Source organism: Streptomyces sp. Edi4, assembly GCF_040253615.1.
Lineage (GTDB): Bacteria > Actinomycetota > Actinomycetes > Streptomycetales > Streptomycetaceae > Streptomyces.
The window spans coordinates 4037607-4054768 of the sequence record NZ_JBEJGY010000004.1 but is presented as its reverse complement, the minus strand read 5'-3'; the positions used below and the strand labels follow the sequence as shown (position 1 = coordinate 4054768).

The window sequence follows — 17162 nt, the reverse complement described above, 5'->3', positions numbered from 1 at the left end:
TTCACCCTTCGGCTTGCCGGTAAACGATGGTGGTGCTGCCCACGACGATCCGCGAGCCGTCGCGGAGCGTAGCGCGGGTGGTGTGCTGCCCGTCCACCACGATGCCGTTGGTGGACCCGAGATCCTGGATCGTCGGGGGCGTTCCGGTCCGGATCTCACAGTGCCGGCGCGAAACGCCGGGATCGTCGATCCTCACGTCCGCATCGGTGCTGCGGCCAAGGACCAGGGTCGAGCGCGAGATCTGGTGGCGGGTGCCGTTGATCTCGATCCAGCGTCGCACCTGGGCGTGCCCGCCCGGTGTCGGACCCGCGGCCGCCGGACGGCGGTCCGCGGGCGAACCGGCGGGGCGGCCCGGGGGCGGCGCCGCGGGCATGGGCGGCGCGGATACGGCGGCCGGCGGATAGCCGTAACCGCCCCGGCCGCCCTGAGGGGCCGCGGGCGCGGGCCGCTGCGGGCCGCCGGGGCCGGGACCCTGGCCGCCCTGCTGATCGGTGCTGGACGCAAGGGTGCGACTGCGCACCCGGTAGAGACCGGTGTCCAGATCCTCGGCCTTCTCCAGGTGCACCTTGATCGGACCCATGAAGCTGTAACGCTGCTGCTTCGCGTAGTCACGCACCAGGCCGGCCAGCTCGTCGCCGAGCTGGCCCGAGTACGGACTGAGCCGCTCGAAGTCAGGGGCGCTGAGCTCGACGATGAAGTCGTTGGGGACGACCGTGCGGTCCCGGTTCCAGATCGACGCGTTGTTGTCGCACTCGCGCTGGAGCGCGCCGGCGATCTCGACGGGCTGGACCTCGGACTTGAAGACCTTCGCGAAGGTGCCGTTGACCAGGCCTTCGAGCCGCTGCTCGAAACGCTTCAGGACTCCCATGGGGCACCTCCTCCGTCGTTGCCGTCCTGATGATGCTGGCGGCTCAGCTGTGGGCCGCGCTCTTGGTGCTGCTGGTACTGCTTACTGATCGTATCCACGCGTCGGGAAATCGGCTGGTTCCCCTTCTGTGCCCTGTGGACGAGTGTCACCTCTCACACGCACCTCTCGTACGGATCGTAGAGGTGGCTTCCCGACAGTGTCCCGCACCCGGGGTGCACTGAGGAGGAGCGGGTAACGATGCCGGGGGTTGCCTCTCTCTGGTCTGCTCCTCCCCTCCAGAGTCGCCGCAAACAACGGATGTGAATCCACCCTGTCCAGCGTGCTAATCTTCTCGACGTCGCCAGGCAATCGCACCGAAAAGTGAGAGAGCCCAGCACACCACTCTTGCGCGAGTGGCGGAACGGCAGACGCGCTGGCTTCAGGTGCCAGTGTCCTTCGGGACGTGGGGGTTCAAATCCCCCCTCGCGCACTACGGGACACCGATGGTTGGTGTCCGGTGGAAACGACGGAAAAGGTCGGCATCGTTATCACGGTGCCGACCTTTTCTGTGTTTCGGCGCACTGGTCCGGGTTCTGCTCTTCCCCGGTCTGTTCCTCCGCTCCTCCGCGTTCCATGATTTTTGGCGCGATTCACCGTGACCTTCGCGATGTGTGACGTTCCTCCGTTTCGTGCCGACGGGGGTGGAGCACGCGAGGTCGCCTCCTACGGCTCTCCTGTGGCTTCTGCGTTCCTCGCAGTCCCGCTCAGAGAGTTATCCACAAGAGTTGTCCACAGGGCAGGACGGCCTTTCGTCACCGCCTGTACCGTCAGGGGCAGTTGAGCTCTTGCGGACGTCCGGGAGACCGGCCGACGGAGTGCTCGGCGCTTACGACGGCGTCGTACGAGACAGTCGTACGAGTCGGCCGTACGAGACGGGGGAGGTGGACGCCATGGGTGAGATCGACACGGTGGTCCCGGAGCAGCGCACCGGGGCGGAAGGTGGGCGGGGCCGGATTCCGGCCATCCCCGGGTTCGCGCCGGGGCCCCACGCCGCCGACGCGCGAACACGGGGCACCAAGACGACGGGCTCCTCGCCCAAGGCCGAAGGAAAGGCGCTGCGGGACCGCGTGCCGCGCGGCGCGCACGACTCGCTGCTGCTGGCCGCCGACCGGCCCGACGCCGTGGCGGTGGTGGAGGAGTCCAACGCCGGCCGGGTACCGGAGCTCACACCGATACGAGTGGGACGCATGGCCGCAGGCCCCTTCGCGTTCCTGCGTGGCTCCGCCGCCCTCATGGCACACGACCTGGCCGGCACCCCAGTCACAGGTGTCGGCGCCCAGATCTGCGGGGACGCCCACGCCGCCAACTTCGGCCTGTACGGCGACGCGCGCGGCAGCCTCGTCATCGATCTGAACGACTTCGACGAAACGGTGACGGGCCCCTGGGAATGGGATGTGAAGCGGCTCGCCGCCTCCCTGGTCCTCGCGGGCAGAGAGGCAGGCGCCGACGAACACACCTGCCGTGCGGCCGCCTTCGACGCGGTCGGTGCCTACCGCCGCACCATGCGGCTGCTCGCCAGACTCCCGGCCCTCGACGCCTGGAACGCGATAGCCGACGAACAACTCGTCTCCCACGCCGATGCCCACGACCTGCTCGGCACCCTCGAGCGTGTTTCGGAGAAGGCCCGCAACAACACCAGCGCGCGCTTCGCCGGCAAGGCGACCGGACGGGACAAGGACGGCAACCGCCACTTCGTCGACGCGCTGCCCGTCCTGCGCCGGGCCGCCGACGCCGAAGCCGGCGAGGTCGCCGCCTCGCTCGAGCAGTATCTGCACACCCTGCCCGAAGACCTGCTGCCGCTGCTCGCCCGGTACGCCGTGCACGACGTGGCCTTCCGCGTCGTCGGCATCGGAAGCGTCGGAACACGGTCGTATGTGGTGCTGCTCCTCGACCACCGGGGCGAACCGCTCGTGCTCCAGATCAAGGAGGCCAGGCCTTCGGTCCTGCTGCCGCATCTGCCGAAGGGGTTCCAGGCGCCCGACCCCGGGCACGAGGGGCGGCGCGTCGTGCTCGGTCAGAAGCGGATGCAGGTCGTCAGCGACATCCTGCTCGGCTGGACGACGATATCGGAACGGCCATACCAGGTAAGGCAGTTCAGAAACCGAAAGGGCAGCGTCGATCCGGCCGCGCTCGCCCCCGGCGAACTCGACGACTACGGACGCATGACGGGAGCCCTGCTGGCCCGGTCCCACGCGCACAGCGCCGACCCCCGGCTGATAGCCGGGTACTGCGGAAAGAACGAGGAATTCGACAACGCCGTGGCCGCTTTCGCGGTGACCTACGCCGACCGGACGGAGGCCGACCACGCGACCCTGGCCGCAGCGGTGCGCTCGGGCCGGATCGCGGCGGAACTGGGGGTTTGAGGGGGAGGCGGGGAGGGAGGGGGTGGGGGGAGGGGGGAGGCCCCCCACCCCGGCGTTCGGCGCCCGTACGCTGGACTGGTGACGGACGAAGCTGCCGGCGGTACGACTGCCCGGAACGAGAACACGCGGACCACGCCGGCCGGCGTGGGGGGCGAGCCAAGTACGACGACGCTGGACGGTTCGGCCGGGGCGGGTGCGGGGCCCGAGGGTCCCCCCGGCCACGCGGAGGCCGAGCGGCCCGAGGCCCGGCTGGAGCGGGCGGTGCGGGCGGCCGAGCAGGCGTTGATCGAGTTCGAGATCGCGGTGGAGACCTTCCGGGTCGAGGTGGAGAACTTCTCCCGGCTGCACCACCAGAAGCTCGGTCCGATGTACGCCCGCCTGGACGAGCTGGACGCGCAGATTGCCGAGGCGAGGGCGGTGCGCAGCGGCGACCCCGAGGACCTGCGCAAGGCGCGGGAGGCGCGTGCGGCGGTCATGCCCATGCCCGGGGTCGAAGAACTCTTCCACGACTGGATGGACTCCGACGGTCTCTCCCCCGAAGCCGCTTCGATGCTCACCGATCAGCCGGTGCGCCCGCCCAAGCGGGTCCGCCCCAGCGAGGAGGTGCGCAGGCTCTACCGCGAGCTGGCCCGCAAGGCGCACCCGGACCTGGCGCAGGACGACACGGAGCGGGCGCGGCGCGACGAGTTCATCGCCCGGGTCAACGCCGCGTATGGGCGTGGTGACGAGGCGTTGTTGCGGGAGCTGGCCGAGGAGTGGGCGGCGGGCCCGGTGCCGGCCGAGGTGCGGCCCAGCGAGAGCGAGGAGCTGTACGCGCGTCTGGAGTGGCTGAGCCGGCGCAAGGAGCTGCTCGCGCTGCTCGCCCGGGAACTGGAGGACAGCGCCATCGGTTCGATGCTGCGCATGGCCCCGGACGACCCGGACCGGCTCCTCGAGGAGATCGCGGAGCAGTTGCTGGCCGAGGTGGCCGGTCGTGAGGACGAGCTCGCGAAGCTCGTGCAGTAGCGTTTCCAGGACCTGCCGGGTTCGTACGAGAGAAGGCATGACCCATGAATTTCGCCCCGCTGCCCTCGGTGGATGTCGCCGGTGTGCCGGCCGACGCGCTGGTCCTCGATGTCCGTGAGGCCGACGAGTGGGCGGCGGGCCACGCCGAGGGTGCGCTGCACGTGCCGATGAGCGACTTCGTGGCTCGCTTCGGTGAGGTGACGGAGGCCGTCGCGGACGGGCGCCGGGCGTATGTGATGTGCCGCGTCGGCGGACGGTCGGCGCAGGTCACCCAGTACTTGCTGCAGCAGGGGATCGACGCGGTCAACGTCGATGGCGGCATGCAGGTGTGGGAGGCCTCGGGGCGCACGGTCGTCGACGACAAGGGTGCGCCGGGCACGGTGATCTGACCCTCGGGCCGGCCGCGCCCCTGTCCCGAGCGCCTTGAGCGGTCCCTGTCAGCCTTACGCGGCCTGCGTGCGCTTTACCCGGCCTGCTTACCCGGTCTGCGTGAGCCTTTACGCGGTCTGCGTGAGCCTTTACGCGGTCTGTGTGAGGGGGTGGGTGGTGAGGAGTTCGCCGAGGGCTTCCTCGTGGGCGGCGGCCGGGCCGAGCGAGAGCTCCAGCTGTTTGGCCCAGGCGTGGTAGCGGTGCAGCACGTAGTCGGTGTCGGCGCCGAACCCGCCGTGGAGGTGCTGGGCGGTCTGCACGACGCGGCGTACGCCGTCGCAGGCCCAGATCTTGGCGACCGCGACATCGCCGGCGGCCGGCAGGGGGCCCGGGGCGCCGGTGGCGATGCGCCAGGCGGCCTGCCAGAGGGTGGCTTCCATGGCGCGCAGGTCGATGTAACGGTCGGCCGCTTGGACGGCGACGGCCTGGAACGTCGCGATCGGGTGCCCGAACTGCTCGCGCTTTCCGGCGTATTGACTGGTCATGGCCAGCACGGCCTCGCCGAGGCCCAGTGCGAGCGCGCAGGTTCCGGTGGTGAGCAGATCGCGCAGCCATTCCCAGGCACCGTCCGCCTCCACGACTGTGGACGCGGGAAGGCGTACGGCTGCGAGATGGACTTCGGCGAGGCGTTCTCCGCTGGTGGACACCTGCTCGGCGAGGGTGACGCCCGGGTGGTCGCGGGGGACGATGGCGATGAGCGTGCGTCCGTGGGCGGTGTGCGCCGGCACGGCCGTCCGGTCGCAGGTCTGGGCCCAGGGGACGCCGGTCTGGGCACCGTCCAGGACCCAGTGGTCACCGTCCTGGCGTGCGGTGACGGCGAGTTCGGCGCCGTCGTGACCGGTGCGGCCGTGGGCGGCGACGGTGACGGTGATCTCACCCCGTCCGATGCCGGGCAGCAGTTCCCGCCTCAACTGCTCGTCGCCGTAGCGCTGTACGGTCATGGCGGCCGCGCTGGTTTCAAGGAGCGGCAGCCGGGCCAGGACCCGGGCCGATTCGCGCAGTACCAGACACAGTGCGATCGCATCGAGGCCCGCCCCGCCGTACTGGGTGTCGAGGACCAGACTCAGCAGATCCGACGCGGCGGCCTTGGCCCAGAGCGGGCGGTCGAAGTCGTCGGCGACGGCGCCCGCGGTGAGGGCGGGGCTGGGCACCCCGTCGGGGGCGACGCCGGAGAAAACGGCCTTGGCCGCCTCGACGGCTGCCTGCTGCTCCTCGGTGAAGGTGAAGTCCACAGCCCTGTCCTCCCGCACGCACCGGTTCTGCCCCTGGCGGAGTCGCCGCGCGGTGAAGCGCGGGACAACCGAAGGGACCTGACGGAGCGTCAACATAGAACAGGTTCTACGGGAAGTGAATGGGCACACCGCAAGTGCGGCCGGTGGCCTCCGGCGCGCCCCCCGCGCGCGCCGGAGTACCGGGGCCTCACCGGTCGAAGTCGAGCTCCACTTCCGCCGTGGTGGGGTGCGACTGGCAGGCCAGCACATATCCCGCCTCGGTCTCCTCCGGCTCCAGCGCGAAGTTGCGCTCCATCCGCACCTCGCCCTTGACCAGGTAGGCCCGGCACGTCCCGCACACTCCGCCCTTGCAGGCGTACGGCGCGTCGGCGCGGGCGGCCAGCAGCGTTTCCAGCAGGGTGTCGCCTTCGTGTACCTGCCAGTTGCCCGAGCGCCCGTCCAGCGTGGCGGTGAGGGTGGCATGCGCGGGGGCGGCCGCAGCGGCTTCCGGTGCCGGCGCCGCGTCGACGTGGAAGATCTCCTGGTGGATGCGGTCACGGTCGACGCCGAGTCCGCGCAGCGCTCGTTCGGCGCCCTGGATCAGGCCGAAGGGTCCGCACAGGAACCATCCGTCGATATCGGCCACCGGGAGCAGCGCGGGCAGCAGGGCGCTCAGCCGTTCGTGATCGAGCCGGCCCGAGGGAAGGCCGGACTGCTGTTCTTCCCGGGACAGCACGGTGACCAGTTGGAACCGCTCGGGATAGCGGTCCTTCAGGTCGGCCGTCTCGTCGAGGAACATCGTCGACGCCACGCTGCGGTCGCTGCGTATGAGGCAGAACCGTGCTTCGGGCTCACGGGCCAGCAGCGTGGCCGCGATCGACAGGACCGGGGTGATGCCGCTGCCGCCGACGACCGCCGCGAAGTGCCCGTGGCGTGGCGCCAGGACGAAGCGGCCCATCGGCTCCATCACGTCGACCGTGTCGCCCACAGCCAGTTCCTTGCAGGCGTACGTGGAGAACGCGCCGCCGTCCACGACGCGGATGCCGACGCGCAGGACGGGCTCGTCCGGCGCTTCGACGGCTGGGGCGCAGATCGAGTACGTCCGGCGGATCTCCTCGCCGCCCACGCTGCGGCGCAGGGTCAGATGCTGGCCGGGAAGGTGCCGGTAGGCCTCGCGGAGCTCGGGCGGGACGGCGAAGGTGACGGCCACCGCGTCGTCCGTGAGCTGCTCGACCTCGCTGACCCGGAGCGGATGGAACATCTACAACTCCTTGAAGTGGTCAAAGGGTTCACGGCACGATACGCAGCGGCGCAGCGCCTTGCACGCGGTGGAGGAGAAGCGGCTGAGCAGTTCGGTGTCGGTGGATCCGCAGTGCGGGCAGCGCACCGACAAGGTGAGAGCGACGGGCCCGTCGGCCGTGTGGGGGCGCGGGGGCGCTATGCCGAACTCGGCGAGCTTGCGGCGCCCTTCGGCGCTTATGTCGTCGGTCGACCAGGCCGGCGACAGCACGCGCACGACCGAGACCTCCGGGACGCCGTGGTCGTGCAGCACGCGCTCGATGTCCGTGGTCATGGTCTCGACGGCGGGGCAGCCCGTGTAGGTGGGGGTGAGCTCGACCCGTACCCTGCCCGGCGCTTCGACGCGCAGCCCGCGCAGTACGCCGAGCTCGTCCAGGGTCAGGACCGGCAGTTCGGGGTCGGGCACGGAACCCGCGAGGCGCCGCAGCTCGGTCTCCAGGGCGGTGGGGTGGGTGCCGGTGCCGGTGTCGGTCACCATGACGCCCCCGGGTGGCTGCGGTGCAGGTGCTGCATTTCGGCGAGCATCCGTCCGAAGGACTCGGTGTGCAGTCCCTGGCGGCCCGCGCCCGCCGCCCAGGCGCCCGTGCGGGGCCCTTCGGGGACGGTCAGTGTGGCCCGGCCGAGGACCGAGGTCACCGACGCCGTCCAGCGCTCTTCGAGCGAGGCGGAATCGACGTCGAGGCCGGGCACCGGCTGGAACATCTCGCCGGTGAAGCGCCACAGTGCCGCGCAGGCGCGCTGGATGCGCCGGTGGCTCTCCTCGGTGCCGTCGCCGAGGCGCAGCGTCCACTGCTCGGCGTGGTCGCGGTGGTATTCGACCTCCTTGACCGCCTTGGCGGCGAGGGCGCTGAACTCGCCGTCCCCGGCGGCCAGTTCGCCGTACAGGAGGTGCTGGTAGGTGGAGAAGTACAGCTGGCGGGCGATGGTGTGGGCGAAGTCGCCGTTGGGCTGCTCGACGAGCTGGAGATTGCGGAAGGCCCGCTCCTCGCGGAGGTAGGCCAGCTCGTCCTCGTCGCCGGCCTGGGACAGCAGCACCCGGGCCTGGCCGAGCAGGTCGAGGGCGATGTTGGCCAGGGCGACCTCCTCTTCGAGGACGGGGGCGTGGCCGGCCCACTCCCCGAGGCGGTGCGACAGCACCAGGGCGTCGTCGCCGAGAGCCAGGGCGGCGTCCGCCGAGACGATGGCCGTCACAGGTGCTTCACCCCTTCGGGGATCTCGTAGAACGTCGGGTGGCGGTAGGGCTTGTCGGCGGCCGGGTCGAAGAACGAATCCTTCTCGTCGGGCGAGGACGCGCTGATCGCGCTGGACGGCACGACCCAGATCGAGATGCCCTCCGACCTGCGGGTGTAGAGGTCACGGGCGTTGCGCAGGGCCATCTCGGCGTCCGGCGCGTGCAGGCTTCCCGCATGGGTGTGGGACAGCCCGCGGCGCGAGCGCACGAACACCTCCCACAGCGGCCAGTCATGCGTGCTCATGCCGTTGCCTCTCCGTTCGCGTGCTGCCCGTTCGGGTGCTGTCCGTTCGTGCCCTGCGAGGCGATGTCCCGCTGGGCTGCGTCCTGCGGGGTCGTGTCCGGCGCGTCCACGTGAGCGCTTGCCTGCCGCGCCTGTTGCTTGGTGGCGTAGGCGGCGGCCGCCTCGCGCACCCAGGTGCCTTCCTCATGGGCGCGCCGGCGCTGGGTGAGCCGCTGCTCGTTGCAGGGGCCGTTGCCCTTCAGGACCGCCCAGAACTCCGTCCAGTCGATGGCGCCGAAGTCGTGGTGACCGCGCTCCTCGTTCCAGCGCAGGTCGGGGTCGGGCAGGCTGAGCCCCAGGCCCTCGGCCTGGCCGACCGCTATGTCCACGAAGCGCTGGCGCAGCTCGTCGTTGGAGTGCCGCTTGATCTTCCAGGTCATCGACTGCGCGGAGTGCGCCGATTCGTCGTCGGGCGGCCCGAACATCATCAGCGAGGGCCACCACCAGCGGTTCACCGCGTCCTGCGCCATGGCGTGCTGCTCGGGTGTCCCCTTCGACAGGGCGAGCAGCAGCTCGTATCCCTGCCGCTGATGGAAGGACTCCTCCTTGCAGATGCGGACCATCGCGCGGGCGTAGGGGCCGTAGGAACAGCGGCACAGGGGGACCTGGTTGGTGATCGCCGCGCCGTCCACCAGCCATCCGATCGCGCCGACGTCCGCCCAGGTCAACGTGGGGTAGTTGAAGATCGAGGAGTACTTCTGGCGGCCCGAGTGCAGCTTGTCGAGCAGTTCGTCGCGGCCCGTGCCGAGCGTTTCGGCGGCGCTGTACAGATACAGCCCGTGGCCCGCCTCGTCCTGGACCTTGGCCATCAGGATCGCCTTGCGGCGCAGGGAGGGGGCGCGGGTGATCCAGTTCGCCTCGGGCTGCATGCCGATGATCTCGGAGTGGGCATGCTGCGCCATCTGGCGGACCAGCGAGGAGCGGTACTCCTCGGGCATCCAGTCGCGCGGTTCGATCCGCTCGTCGGCGGCGACCGCCGCGTCGAACGCCGCCAGGTGCGACTCAACCGTCTCTGCGGCTGCCGTGGCTGTCGCGGTCACTCCGGTCATTCCGGCCCCCTGCCGAGCTGCTGTGCGGCGGTCTACCAACCGACCGATCGTTCGGTTCAATGACTTCAATGGTGAGTCGACGGCCCGTAGGGTGTCAACCCTGTGGATAACTCAGTGGGTGCCGATCGGGGCGGGATGGATTCGTACAGGGACGGGACCAGAGCCGGGGCCACGGCCGACGGAACGGGATCCGAGCAGGTCAGAGCCGCTGGGAACGAAGCCGGCGACTCGGCGACGAGCGATCGCCGAGCGCCCGTGGAACCCGGTCCTGCTGCGGAATCGGCGCCCACTTCCCACGCGGACGGCGGCGCCGTTCCCCGTCCCGGAGCCGTCCCGGACTCCCGGAACGGACATTCCGCCCTCCGCTCGCCTCACGGCGCTGTCCCCGCCGACGTCGGCGGAGCTGCCACCGCACCCGCCGTCCCTGAGGCCGATGCCGATGCCGACGCCAGCCCGCGAGCCGTCACCGGTGCGGACGCGGGCGCCGGGCAGGAGCGGGTTTCCACCGCGGCGCCCAACCCGCAGGGGATCGCCGGGCTCCCCGTCCGGTTCCAGGTGGTGGCAGCCATCGGGCTCGCCGTCATCGGTGTGGTCGCCTGCGTCCAGGTCGGCATGGTCTTTCTGCACGTCGCGCCGTCCAACACGATCAGCAAGCAGTACGGCAAGGCGGTGGACGACTGGATCTACCCCGAGTTCGAGCAGAACTGGAAGCTCTTCGCGCCCAATCCGCTCCAGCAGAACATCGACATCCAGGCGCGCGCCGAGCTCAAGATGCCGGACGGCTCCACCAGGACCACCGACTGGATCGACTTCTCCGCCCAGGACGGCGCGGGCATCCGCCACAACCCGCTGCCCAGCCACACCCAGCAGAACGAAGTGCGCCGGGGCTGGGACTTCTTCGTGGGGTCCCACACCGACGACAACAAGCCGAACGGCCTGCGCGGCGAGCTCTCGGAGCAGTACATGCGGCGCATCGTGATGCTCCGGCTTGGCGCGCACCGCGACGGCGGAACGGTCGAACGGATCCAGGTCAGGTCCATGACCACATCCGTCAAGAGCCCCCCGTGGAGCGACGAGAAGACCGACACCCGGCCGTCCTACCGGGTGGTGCCGTGGTGGACGGTGACCCCGGTCGACCTGCCCGAGGGCGCCGGTGACGCAGGCACGGAGGCGAAGCGGTGAGCACGTACGACCCCGACGGCCGGACGGCTCGCCCGGCGGACGCCCCCCACCCCGGGGGCGGAACGTCACCGGCGCCGCCCCCGTCACCGGCGGGCGCGGAAGCGGACGCGGCGGGCCCCCCCACCCCGACCCGGCACGCCACCCCAGCCCGGCACGCCACCCCGGCCCCGCACGTCACCCTGCCCCCGCACGCCGCCCTGCCCCCGCACGCCGCCCCGCCCGCGCCAGGCGCCCCTGGTGTCCCGCACGGCGGCGAGACCTGGGCCGCGCGGGCACTGCGGGTGGCTTCGGCTGCCGCTCTCGGTCCGTACCAGAGCGCCGTCGTCCGGATCGGCTTCTCCGCCACCTGGCTGTTCTTCCTGCTGCGCGAACTGCCCAACCGGCACGAGCTGTACGGCCCCGACGGCCCGTGGAGCATGGCGCTCGGCAACCGCCTGGTGTCCGGCAACCACGCCTTCACCGCGCTGCTGTGGTCCAGCAGCACGGCCTGGTTCGAGATCGTGTACGCGCTGGCCATCGTCTCCAGCGCGCTCCTCATGCTGGGCTGGCGCACCCGCGCCATGTCGGTCGTCTTCATGATCGGCGTGCTCTCCCTGCAGAATCGCTCCGTCTTCGTGGGGGACGGCGGTGACAACGTCATCCACCTGATGGCGATCTATCTCGTCTTCACGCGCTGTGGGCAGGTCTGGTCGCTGGACGCGCGCCGGGCCGCCCGGGGTCCGGGTCGCGACCGGGTCGGCCCGGCGCTGTGGGCGGTGTGCGGACTCGCGCTGCTGGCCGGTGCCTGGCGTACGTCCGGGTCCGGTGTCTTCGGCGCGGGTGAGTGGTGGCTGTGGGGCGTGTTCTGGGGCATGTGGGCCCTACAGGGGCTGTGGTGGGCGGCGCGCCGGTTCGGTGACGCCGAATCCCGGGCACTGCTCGACGTGCTCGCCAACCTCACGCACAACGCGGCCATGGTCGTGATCATGGCGGAGGTCTGTCTGGTCTACGCGACCGCCGGCTGGTACAAGATCCAGGGCAGCCGCTGGCAGGACGGGACCGCGCTGTACTACCCGCTCAAGCTGGACTACTTCGCGCCGTGGCCCGAACTCTCCTCCCTGCTGGGCACGAGCGGGGTGATCGTGATGCTGCTCACCTATGGAACGGTCATGGTGCAGGTGGCGTTCCCGTTCACGCTGTTCAATCGGCGGGTCAAGAACGTGCTCCTGGTGGCGATGATGCTGGAGCACGCGGGTATCGCCGTCCTGCTCGGTCTGCCGTTCTTCTCACTCGCGATGATCGCGGCGGACGCCGTGTTCCTGCCGACGCCGTTCCTGCGGGAGGTGGGCGCGCTGGCGGGCCGCCTCGGGCCCGGCGTACGCCGTCTGCGGGAGCGCGGACGGCGGACGGAGGAGGCCGAGCGGCCACGTACGCTCGTGGGGTGAGCAGCACCGAACGGCCGGCCCCGGCCAAGGACGACACCGCCCCGGCCGGCGACCCCATCCAGTACGACGAGGGCTTCGGCCCGGCCGAGGTCGGGGTGGGCCCGCATCCACGGCCCTGGCCCGAGGGCGAGCGCTACGACCCGGAGCTGCTGGCGCACGGCGACCGGCGCAATGTCGTCGACGCCTACCGGTACTGGACGCGGGAGGCGATCGTCGCCGACCTCGACACGCGGCGCCACGACTTCCATGTGGCCGTGGAGAACTGGGGCCACGACTTCAACATCGGCTCCGTGGTGCGCACTGCCAACGCGTTCCTCGCCAAGGAGATCCACATCGTGGGGCGGCGGCGCTGGAACCGGCGCGGCGCCATGGTCACCGACCGCTACCAGCACGTACGCCACCACCCGGACACCGAGTCGCTGACCGCGTGGGCGCTGGCGGAGGGCGTGCCGATCATCGGCATCGACAACCTGCCGGGCGCGGTGGCGCTGGAGCGGACCGAGCTGCCGCGCCGGTGTGTGCTGCTGTTCGGTCAGGAGGGACCCGGGCTGACCGAACAGGCGCGTGAGCACGCCCATATGGTGTGCTCCATCGCCCAGTTCGGCTCGACGCGCTCCATCAACGCGGGCGCCGCCGCGGCCATCGCGATGCACGCGTGGGTGCAGAGGCACGCCGTCGTCCCCGGCTGACGCGCCCCAGCGCCCTCGCGCCCGTGCGCCACACGGCATCAGGCCTGCCTGCGGACCTCCACCACGCGGAACCGGTTGGCCACGAACGCCCCGTCGCACAGGGCCGCGTTGGCAGCCGGGTTGCCGCCTGAGCCGTGGAAGTCGGAGAAGGCGGCCGTCTGGTTGACGTACACCCCGCCCGTCAGGTTGAGCGACAGCTGGGCCGACTCGTCCAGGCAGACGTCCTCCACCGCGCGCTCGACATCGGGCGAGGTCGTGTACGCGCCGACCGTCATGGCGCCCTTGTCGCGGATCGTGCGGCGCAGCAGCTCGACCGCGTCGGCCGTGGAGTCGACCGCGACGGCGAAGGAGACCGGTCCGAAGCACTCCGACAGGTAGACGGCCTCGGCGTCCGGCTTCGCGCCGTCGAGCTTGACGATCACTGGGGTGCGCACCACCGCGTCCGGGAACTCGGGGTTGGCCACCTCCCGCGAGGGCAGGGCGACTTCGCCGAGACCGGACGCTGCTTCCAGGCGGGCCTTCACGTCCGGGTTGACCAGGGCGCCGAGCAGGGCGTTGGCCCGCGCGTCGTCACCGAGGAGGCCGCCGACAGCGGCCGCGAGGTCAGCGACCACCTCGTCGAAGGACTTCGTCCCCGCGTCCGTGGTGATGCCGTCGCGCGGGATGAGCAGGTTCTGCGGGGTGGTGCACATCTGGCCGCTGTACAGGGACAGCGAGAAGGACAGGTTGGCGAGCATGCCCTTGTAGTTGTCGGTGGAGTCGATGACGACCGTGTTGACGCCTGCCTTCTCCGTGTAGACCTGCGCCTGGCGGGCGTTGGCCTCCAGCCAGTCACCGAAGGAGGAGGAGCCCGTGTAGTCGATGATCTTGATTTCGGGGCGCACCGCAAGGGTCTTGGCGATGCCTTCGCCGGGCCGCTCGGCCGCCAGCGCCACCAGGTTCGCGTCGAAGCCCGCCTCGGCAAGGACCTCGCGCGCCACCTTCACCGTCATGGCGAGCGGCAGGACGGCGCGCGGGTGCGGCTTGACCAGCACCGGGTTGCCGGTGGCCAGGGAGGCGAACAGGCCCGGGTAGCCGTTCCACGTGGGGAAGGTGTTGCAGCCGATCAGGAGAGCGATGCCGCGCCCGGCCGGCGTGAACGTCTTGGTGAGCTCCAGGGGGTCGCGCTTGCCCTGGGGCTTGGACCAGGCGGCGCTGCCCGAGGGGGTGCGCGTCTGCTCCTGGTAGGCGTACGCGACGGCTTCCAGGCCCCGGTCCTGGGCGTGCGGGCCGCCCGCCTGGAAGGCCATCATGAAGGCCTGGCCGCTGGTGTGCATGACCGCGTGCGCGAACTCGTGGGTGCGCGCGCCGATGCGGGCCAGGATCTCGACGCACACCAGGGCCCGCGTCTCGGGCCCGGCGGCCCGCCAGTCGGCCATGCCGGCCCGCATCGCGGGCAGCAGCACGTCCAGGTCGGCGTGCGGGTACTGGATGCCCAACTCGATGCCGTAGGGCGAGACTTCGCCGCCCGTCCAGTCGTCGGTGCCCGGCTGGTCGAGGTCGAAGCGGCCGTTCAGAAGCGCGTCGAAGGCCGCCTTGCCGTCTTCGGCGCCCGTCTCCCCGTAGGCCTTGGGGTGCTCCGGGTGCGGCGACCAGTACGCACGCGTGCGGATCGCTTCCAGGGCCCCGTCCAGGGTGGGCCTGTGCTTCTCGGTCAGCTGCATGGCGTGCAACTCCTCGTCGAGTCTTCGAGCTGGGCAGGGAGAGCCGGACACCGTTAGAGTAACCGAACGATCGGTCGGGACAAGAGGGCCCGGGGAAACCTGTGGACAACTGCCGGCCACGCCCGCCGGGGCCCCGCCCATGAGCCCCGGCAGGGGGCCCGCCGGGCCCGTGGGCACGCCGTAGGGGAGGATCGCGTTCATGACCGAAACCGCCAGCGCCCGAGCGATCGCGCCGAGCCGTACCGTTGCCGTCGTGGGCACCGGGACCATGGGGCAGGGCATCGCCCAGGTCGCCCTCCTCGCCGGACACCGCGTACGGCTTTACGACGCCGTCGCGGGCCGCGCGCGCGAGGCCGCCGACGCCCTCGCCGCACGTCTGGAGCGGCTGGTCGAAAAGGGCCGTCTCGACGGTGCGGCTCGCGACGCCGCGCTGGGCCGCCTGCACCCCGCCGACGATCTTGCCGAGCTCGCCGACGCGGCGCTCGTCGTCGAGGCCGTCCTGGAACAACTGCCGGTCAAGCAGGAGCTGTTCACCGCGCTTGAGGCGGTCGTGGCCGAGGACTGTCTGCTCGCCACCAACACCTCGTCGCTGTCGGTGACCGCGATCGCCGGGGCGCTCGGCCACCCCGGCCGCTTCGTCGGCCTGCACTTCTTCAACCCGGCGCCGCTGCTCCCGCTGGTCGAGGTCGTCAGCGGCTTCGCCACCGACGAGGCGGCCGCGGCCACGGCGTACGAGACGGTGAAGGCCTGGGGCAAGACGCCGGTGCGCTGCGCCGACACCCCCGGGTTCATCGTCAACCGCATCGCCCGCCCCTTCTACGCCGAAGCCTTCGCCGTCTTCGAGGAGCGCGGCGCGGACGCGGCGACCATCGACGCGGTGCTGCGCGAGTGCGGCGGGTTCCGGATGGGCCCCTTCGAGCTGACCGACCTCATCGGGCAGGACGTCAACGAGGCGGTGACGCGTTCGGTGTGGGAGGCGTTCTTCCAGAGCCCCAAGTTCACCCCCTCCCTGGCCCAGCGCCGCCTGGTCGAGTCCGGCCTCCACGGGCGCAAGAGCGGGCGCGGCTGGTACGCCTACGAAGTGCCCGGAGCTGCCACGAAGGAGGCGGTGCGCCCCGAGCCGCACACCGCCGGGCCCGCCGAGGCGCCTGCCGCCGTCACCGTCGTCGGTGACCTGGGGCCGGCCCGCGAGCTCGTCGCGATGATGACGGAGGCCGGCATCGACGTCACGAGCGTCAACGAGGGCGGTCCCTACATCGAGCTTCCGGGGGATGGACAGCTCGTCCCGGCCGACGGCAAGACGTCCGTGGAGTTCGCGGACGTCGTCTACTTCGACCTCGCCCTCGACTACCGGGGTGCCACCCGTATCGCGCTCTCCGCGAGTGAGGACACCTCCGAGCGCGCCGTCACCGAGGCCGTCGGCCTCTTCCAGAGGCTCGGTAAGGAGGTCAGCGTCATCGGTGACGTACCGGGCATGATCGTTGCCCGTACCGTCGCGATGCTCATCGACTTCGCCGCTGACGCCGTCGCCAAGGGCGTCGCCACTGCCGAGGACATCGACACCGCGATGAGGCTCGGCGTCAACTACCCGCTGGGGCCCGTCGAATGGCACCGGCGTCTGGGCCAGGACTGGGCATACGACCTGCTCTCGGCTCTCCACGAGCGCTGCCCCACGGGCCGTTACGCGCCCTCGCTCGCGCTCTACCGACAGGCGTACGCCGGCGTGGAGGAGACGGGCTCATGACGACCGCGAAGCGTGACACCTACACGCCCGAGACGCTGCTGACGGTGGCGGTGAAAGTCTTCAACGAGCGGGGCTACGACGGCACGTCGATGGAGCACCTGTCCAAGGCGGCCGGGATCTCCAAGTCGTCCATCTACCACCACGTCACCGGCAAGGAGGAACTGCTGCGCCGGGCCGTGAGCCGCGCCATAGACGGCCTCTTCGGCGTCCTGGACGAGCCGGGGGCCCAGCGCGGGCGCTCCATCGAGCGGGTCGAGTACGTCACCCGGCGTACGGTCGACGTGCTGACGGCGGAACTGCCCTACGTCACCCTGCTCCTGCGTGTCCGTGGCAACACCAGGACCGAACGCTGGGCGATGGAGCGCCGCAGGGAGTTCGACCAGCGCGTCGCCGATCTGCTCAAGGCGGCCGTCGCGGACGGTGATCTCCGGGCAGACCTGGACATCCGGCTGGCGACCCGGCTGCTCTTCGGCATGGTCAACTCCCTGGTGGAGTGGTACCGGCCGCAGCGTGAGGGTGAGGCGGACGGCGCCCAGGTGGCGGACACCGTGGTCAGAATGGCATTCGACGGGCTGCGGAGCGGTCACTGAGCCGCAATGCCGTTGACAGGCGCGCGGCGGCGGATCACCACCCGCGCTCATGG

Annotated in this window: 16 protein-coding genes and 1 tRNA gene; 9 read left to right on the top strand and 8 right to left on the bottom strand. The window is 70.9% G+C overall.

The annotated features are described in order from the left end of the window. Position 1: 1 nt before the first annotated feature. Complete coding sequence (locus tag ABR738_RS20380; protein ID WP_350231419.1) at positions 2–868, bottom strand: FHA domain-containing protein; 867 nt, start codon at positions 866–868, stop codon at positions 2–4. 386 nt (positions 869–1254) lie between these two features. Between ABR738_RS20380 and ABR738_RS20375 the strand changes: the two genes are divergently transcribed. The 4 genes from ABR738_RS20375 (at position 1255) to ABR738_RS20360 (ending at position 4664) form a co-directional block, all read left to right on the top strand. Then, positions 1255–1337 (top strand) — tRNA-Leu (locus ABR738_RS20375). A gap of 460 nt (positions 1338–1797) precedes the next feature. Continuing rightward, positions 1798–3270: a DUF2252 domain-containing protein gene (locus ABR738_RS20370; protein WP_350231418.1), complete on the top strand. Its 1473-nt coding sequence runs from the start codon at positions 1798–1800 to the stop codon at positions 3268–3270. 78 nt (positions 3271–3348) lie between these two features. Beyond that, positions 3349–4275 carry a J domain-containing protein gene (locus tag ABR738_RS20365; protein ID WP_350231417.1) on the top strand — a complete coding sequence of 309 codons (927 nt, stop codon included), beginning with the start codon at positions 3349–3351 and terminating at the stop codon, positions 4273–4275. A 44-nt stretch (positions 4276–4319) separates the two neighbouring features. Further along, complete coding sequence (locus ABR738_RS20360; protein WP_350231416.1) at positions 4320–4664, top strand: rhodanese-like domain-containing protein; 345 nt, start codon at positions 4320–4322, stop codon at positions 4662–4664. 129 nt (positions 4665–4793) lie between these two features. Here ABR738_RS20360 and ABR738_RS20355 read toward each other — a convergent pair whose 3' ends face one another. From ABR738_RS20355 to paaA, 6 genes are all read right to left on the bottom strand, one after another. Next, the gene (locus ABR738_RS20355; RefSeq protein ID WP_350231415.1) at positions 4794–5936 is read right to left on the bottom strand and encodes an acyl-CoA dehydrogenase family protein; all 1143 of its coding nucleotides are present in this window, start codon (positions 5934–5936) and stop codon (positions 4794–4796) included. 187 nt (positions 5937–6123) lie between these two features. Beyond that, positions 6124–7176: a 2Fe-2S iron-sulfur cluster-binding protein gene (locus tag ABR738_RS20350; RefSeq protein WP_350231414.1), complete on the bottom strand. Its 1053-nt coding sequence runs from the start codon at positions 7174–7176 to the stop codon at positions 6124–6126. Next, on the bottom strand, positions 7177–7692 hold the full coding sequence (gene paaD, locus ABR738_RS20345; protein ID WP_350231413.1) for a 1,2-phenylacetyl-CoA epoxidase subunit PaaD: 516 nt from the start codon (positions 7690–7692) through the stop codon (positions 7177–7179). It abuts the gene before it with no gap. After that, positions 7686–8405, bottom strand: coding sequence for a 1,2-phenylacetyl-CoA epoxidase subunit PaaC (gene paaC / locus ABR738_RS20340; protein ID WP_350231412.1), 720 nt, complete (start codon positions 8403–8405; stop codon positions 7686–7688). The genes paaD and paaC overlap by 7 nt, the downstream gene beginning before the upstream one ends. After that, entirely contained in the window at positions 8402–8689 is a 288-nt protein-coding gene (gene paaB, locus ABR738_RS20335) for a 1,2-phenylacetyl-CoA epoxidase subunit PaaB (protein ID WP_120722474.1), read from the bottom strand. Before paaB ends, paaC begins: the two co-directional genes overlap by 4 nt. Further along, positions 8686–9777 carry a 1,2-phenylacetyl-CoA epoxidase subunit PaaA gene (gene paaA, locus ABR738_RS20330; RefSeq protein WP_350231411.1) on the bottom strand — a complete coding sequence of 364 codons (1092 nt, stop codon included), beginning with the start codon at positions 9775–9777 and terminating at the stop codon, positions 8686–8688. Before paaA ends, paaB begins: the two co-directional genes overlap by 4 nt. Before the next feature lie 558 nt (positions 9778–10335). On the opposite strand from paaA, the gene ABR738_RS20325 reads away from it, so the two are divergent. The 3 genes from ABR738_RS20325 (at position 10336) to ABR738_RS20315 (ending at position 13072) form a co-directional block, all read left to right on the top strand. Next, positions 10336–10959: a DUF5819 family protein gene (locus tag ABR738_RS20325; protein WP_502964117.1), complete on the top strand. Its 624-nt coding sequence runs from the start codon at positions 10336–10338 to the stop codon at positions 10957–10959. A gap of 275 nt (positions 10960–11234) precedes the next feature. Continuing rightward, positions 11235–12383 (top strand): HTTM domain-containing protein, encoded by a 1149-nt coding sequence (locus ABR738_RS20320; RefSeq protein ID WP_502964231.1) that lies wholly within the window; start codon positions 11235–11237, stop codon positions 12381–12383. Next, positions 12380–13072 (top strand): TrmH family RNA methyltransferase, encoded by a 693-nt coding sequence (locus tag ABR738_RS20315; RefSeq protein ID WP_350231409.1) that lies wholly within the window; start codon positions 12380–12382, stop codon positions 13070–13072. The genes ABR738_RS20320 and ABR738_RS20315 overlap by 4 nt, the downstream gene beginning before the upstream one ends. A gap of 38 nt (positions 13073–13110) precedes the next feature. Here the strand turns inward: ABR738_RS20315 and paaN are convergent, their stop codons facing one another. After that, complete coding sequence (paaN, locus tag ABR738_RS20310) at positions 13111–14775, bottom strand: phenylacetic acid degradation protein PaaN (RefSeq protein WP_350231408.1); 1665 nt, start codon at positions 14773–14775, stop codon at positions 13111–13113. A 199-nt stretch (positions 14776–14974) separates the two neighbouring features. Between paaN and ABR738_RS20305 the strand changes: the two genes are divergently transcribed. Continuing rightward, positions 14975–16519 (top strand): 3-hydroxyacyl-CoA dehydrogenase, encoded by a 1545-nt coding sequence (locus tag ABR738_RS20305; protein ID WP_350231407.1) that lies wholly within the window; start codon positions 14975–14977, stop codon positions 16517–16519. Then, positions 16516–17109: a TetR/AcrR family transcriptional regulator gene (locus ABR738_RS20300; RefSeq protein ID WP_350231406.1), complete on the top strand. Its 594-nt coding sequence runs from the start codon at positions 16516–16518 to the stop codon at positions 17107–17109. Before ABR738_RS20305 ends, ABR738_RS20300 begins: the two co-directional genes overlap by 4 nt. Positions 17110–17162: the final 53 nt, after the last annotated feature.

Coding starts and splice junctions, on each gene's coding strand:
- ABR738_RS20380 (WP_350231419.1), bottom strand. CDS start 868: ATGGGAGTCCTGAAGCGTTTCGAGCAGCGGCTCGAAGGCCTGGTCAAC.
- ABR738_RS20370 (WP_350231418.1), top strand. CDS start 1,798: ATGGGTGAGATCGACACGGTGGTCCCGGAGCAGCGCACCGGGGCGGAA.
- ABR738_RS20360 (WP_350231416.1), top strand. CDS start 4,320: ATGAATTTCGCCCCGCTGCCCTCGGTGGATGTCGCCGGTGTGCCGGCC.
- ABR738_RS20350 (WP_350231414.1), bottom strand. CDS start 7,176: ATGTTCCATCCGCTCCGGGTCAGCGAGGTCGAGCAGCTCACGGACGAC.
- paaD (WP_350231413.1), bottom strand. CDS start 7,692: ATGGTGACCGACACCGGCACCGGCACCCACCCCACCGCCCTGGAGACC.
- paaB (WP_120722474.1), bottom strand. CDS start 8,689: ATGAGCACGCATGACTGGCCGCTGTGGGAGGTGTTCGTGCGCTCGCGC.
- paaA (WP_350231411.1), bottom strand. CDS start 9,777: ATGACCGGAGTGACCGCGACAGCCACGGCAGCCGCAGAGACGGTTGAG.
- paaN (WP_350231408.1), bottom strand. CDS start 14,775: ATGCAGCTGACCGAGAAGCACAGGCCCACCCTGGACGGGGCCCTGGAA.
- ABR738_RS20305 (WP_350231407.1), top strand. CDS start 14,975: ATGACCGAAACCGCCAGCGCCCGAGCGATCGCGCCGAGCCGTACCGTT.
- ABR738_RS20300 (WP_350231406.1), top strand. CDS start 16,516: ATGACGACCGCGAAGCGTGACACCTACACGCCCGAGACGCTGCTGACG.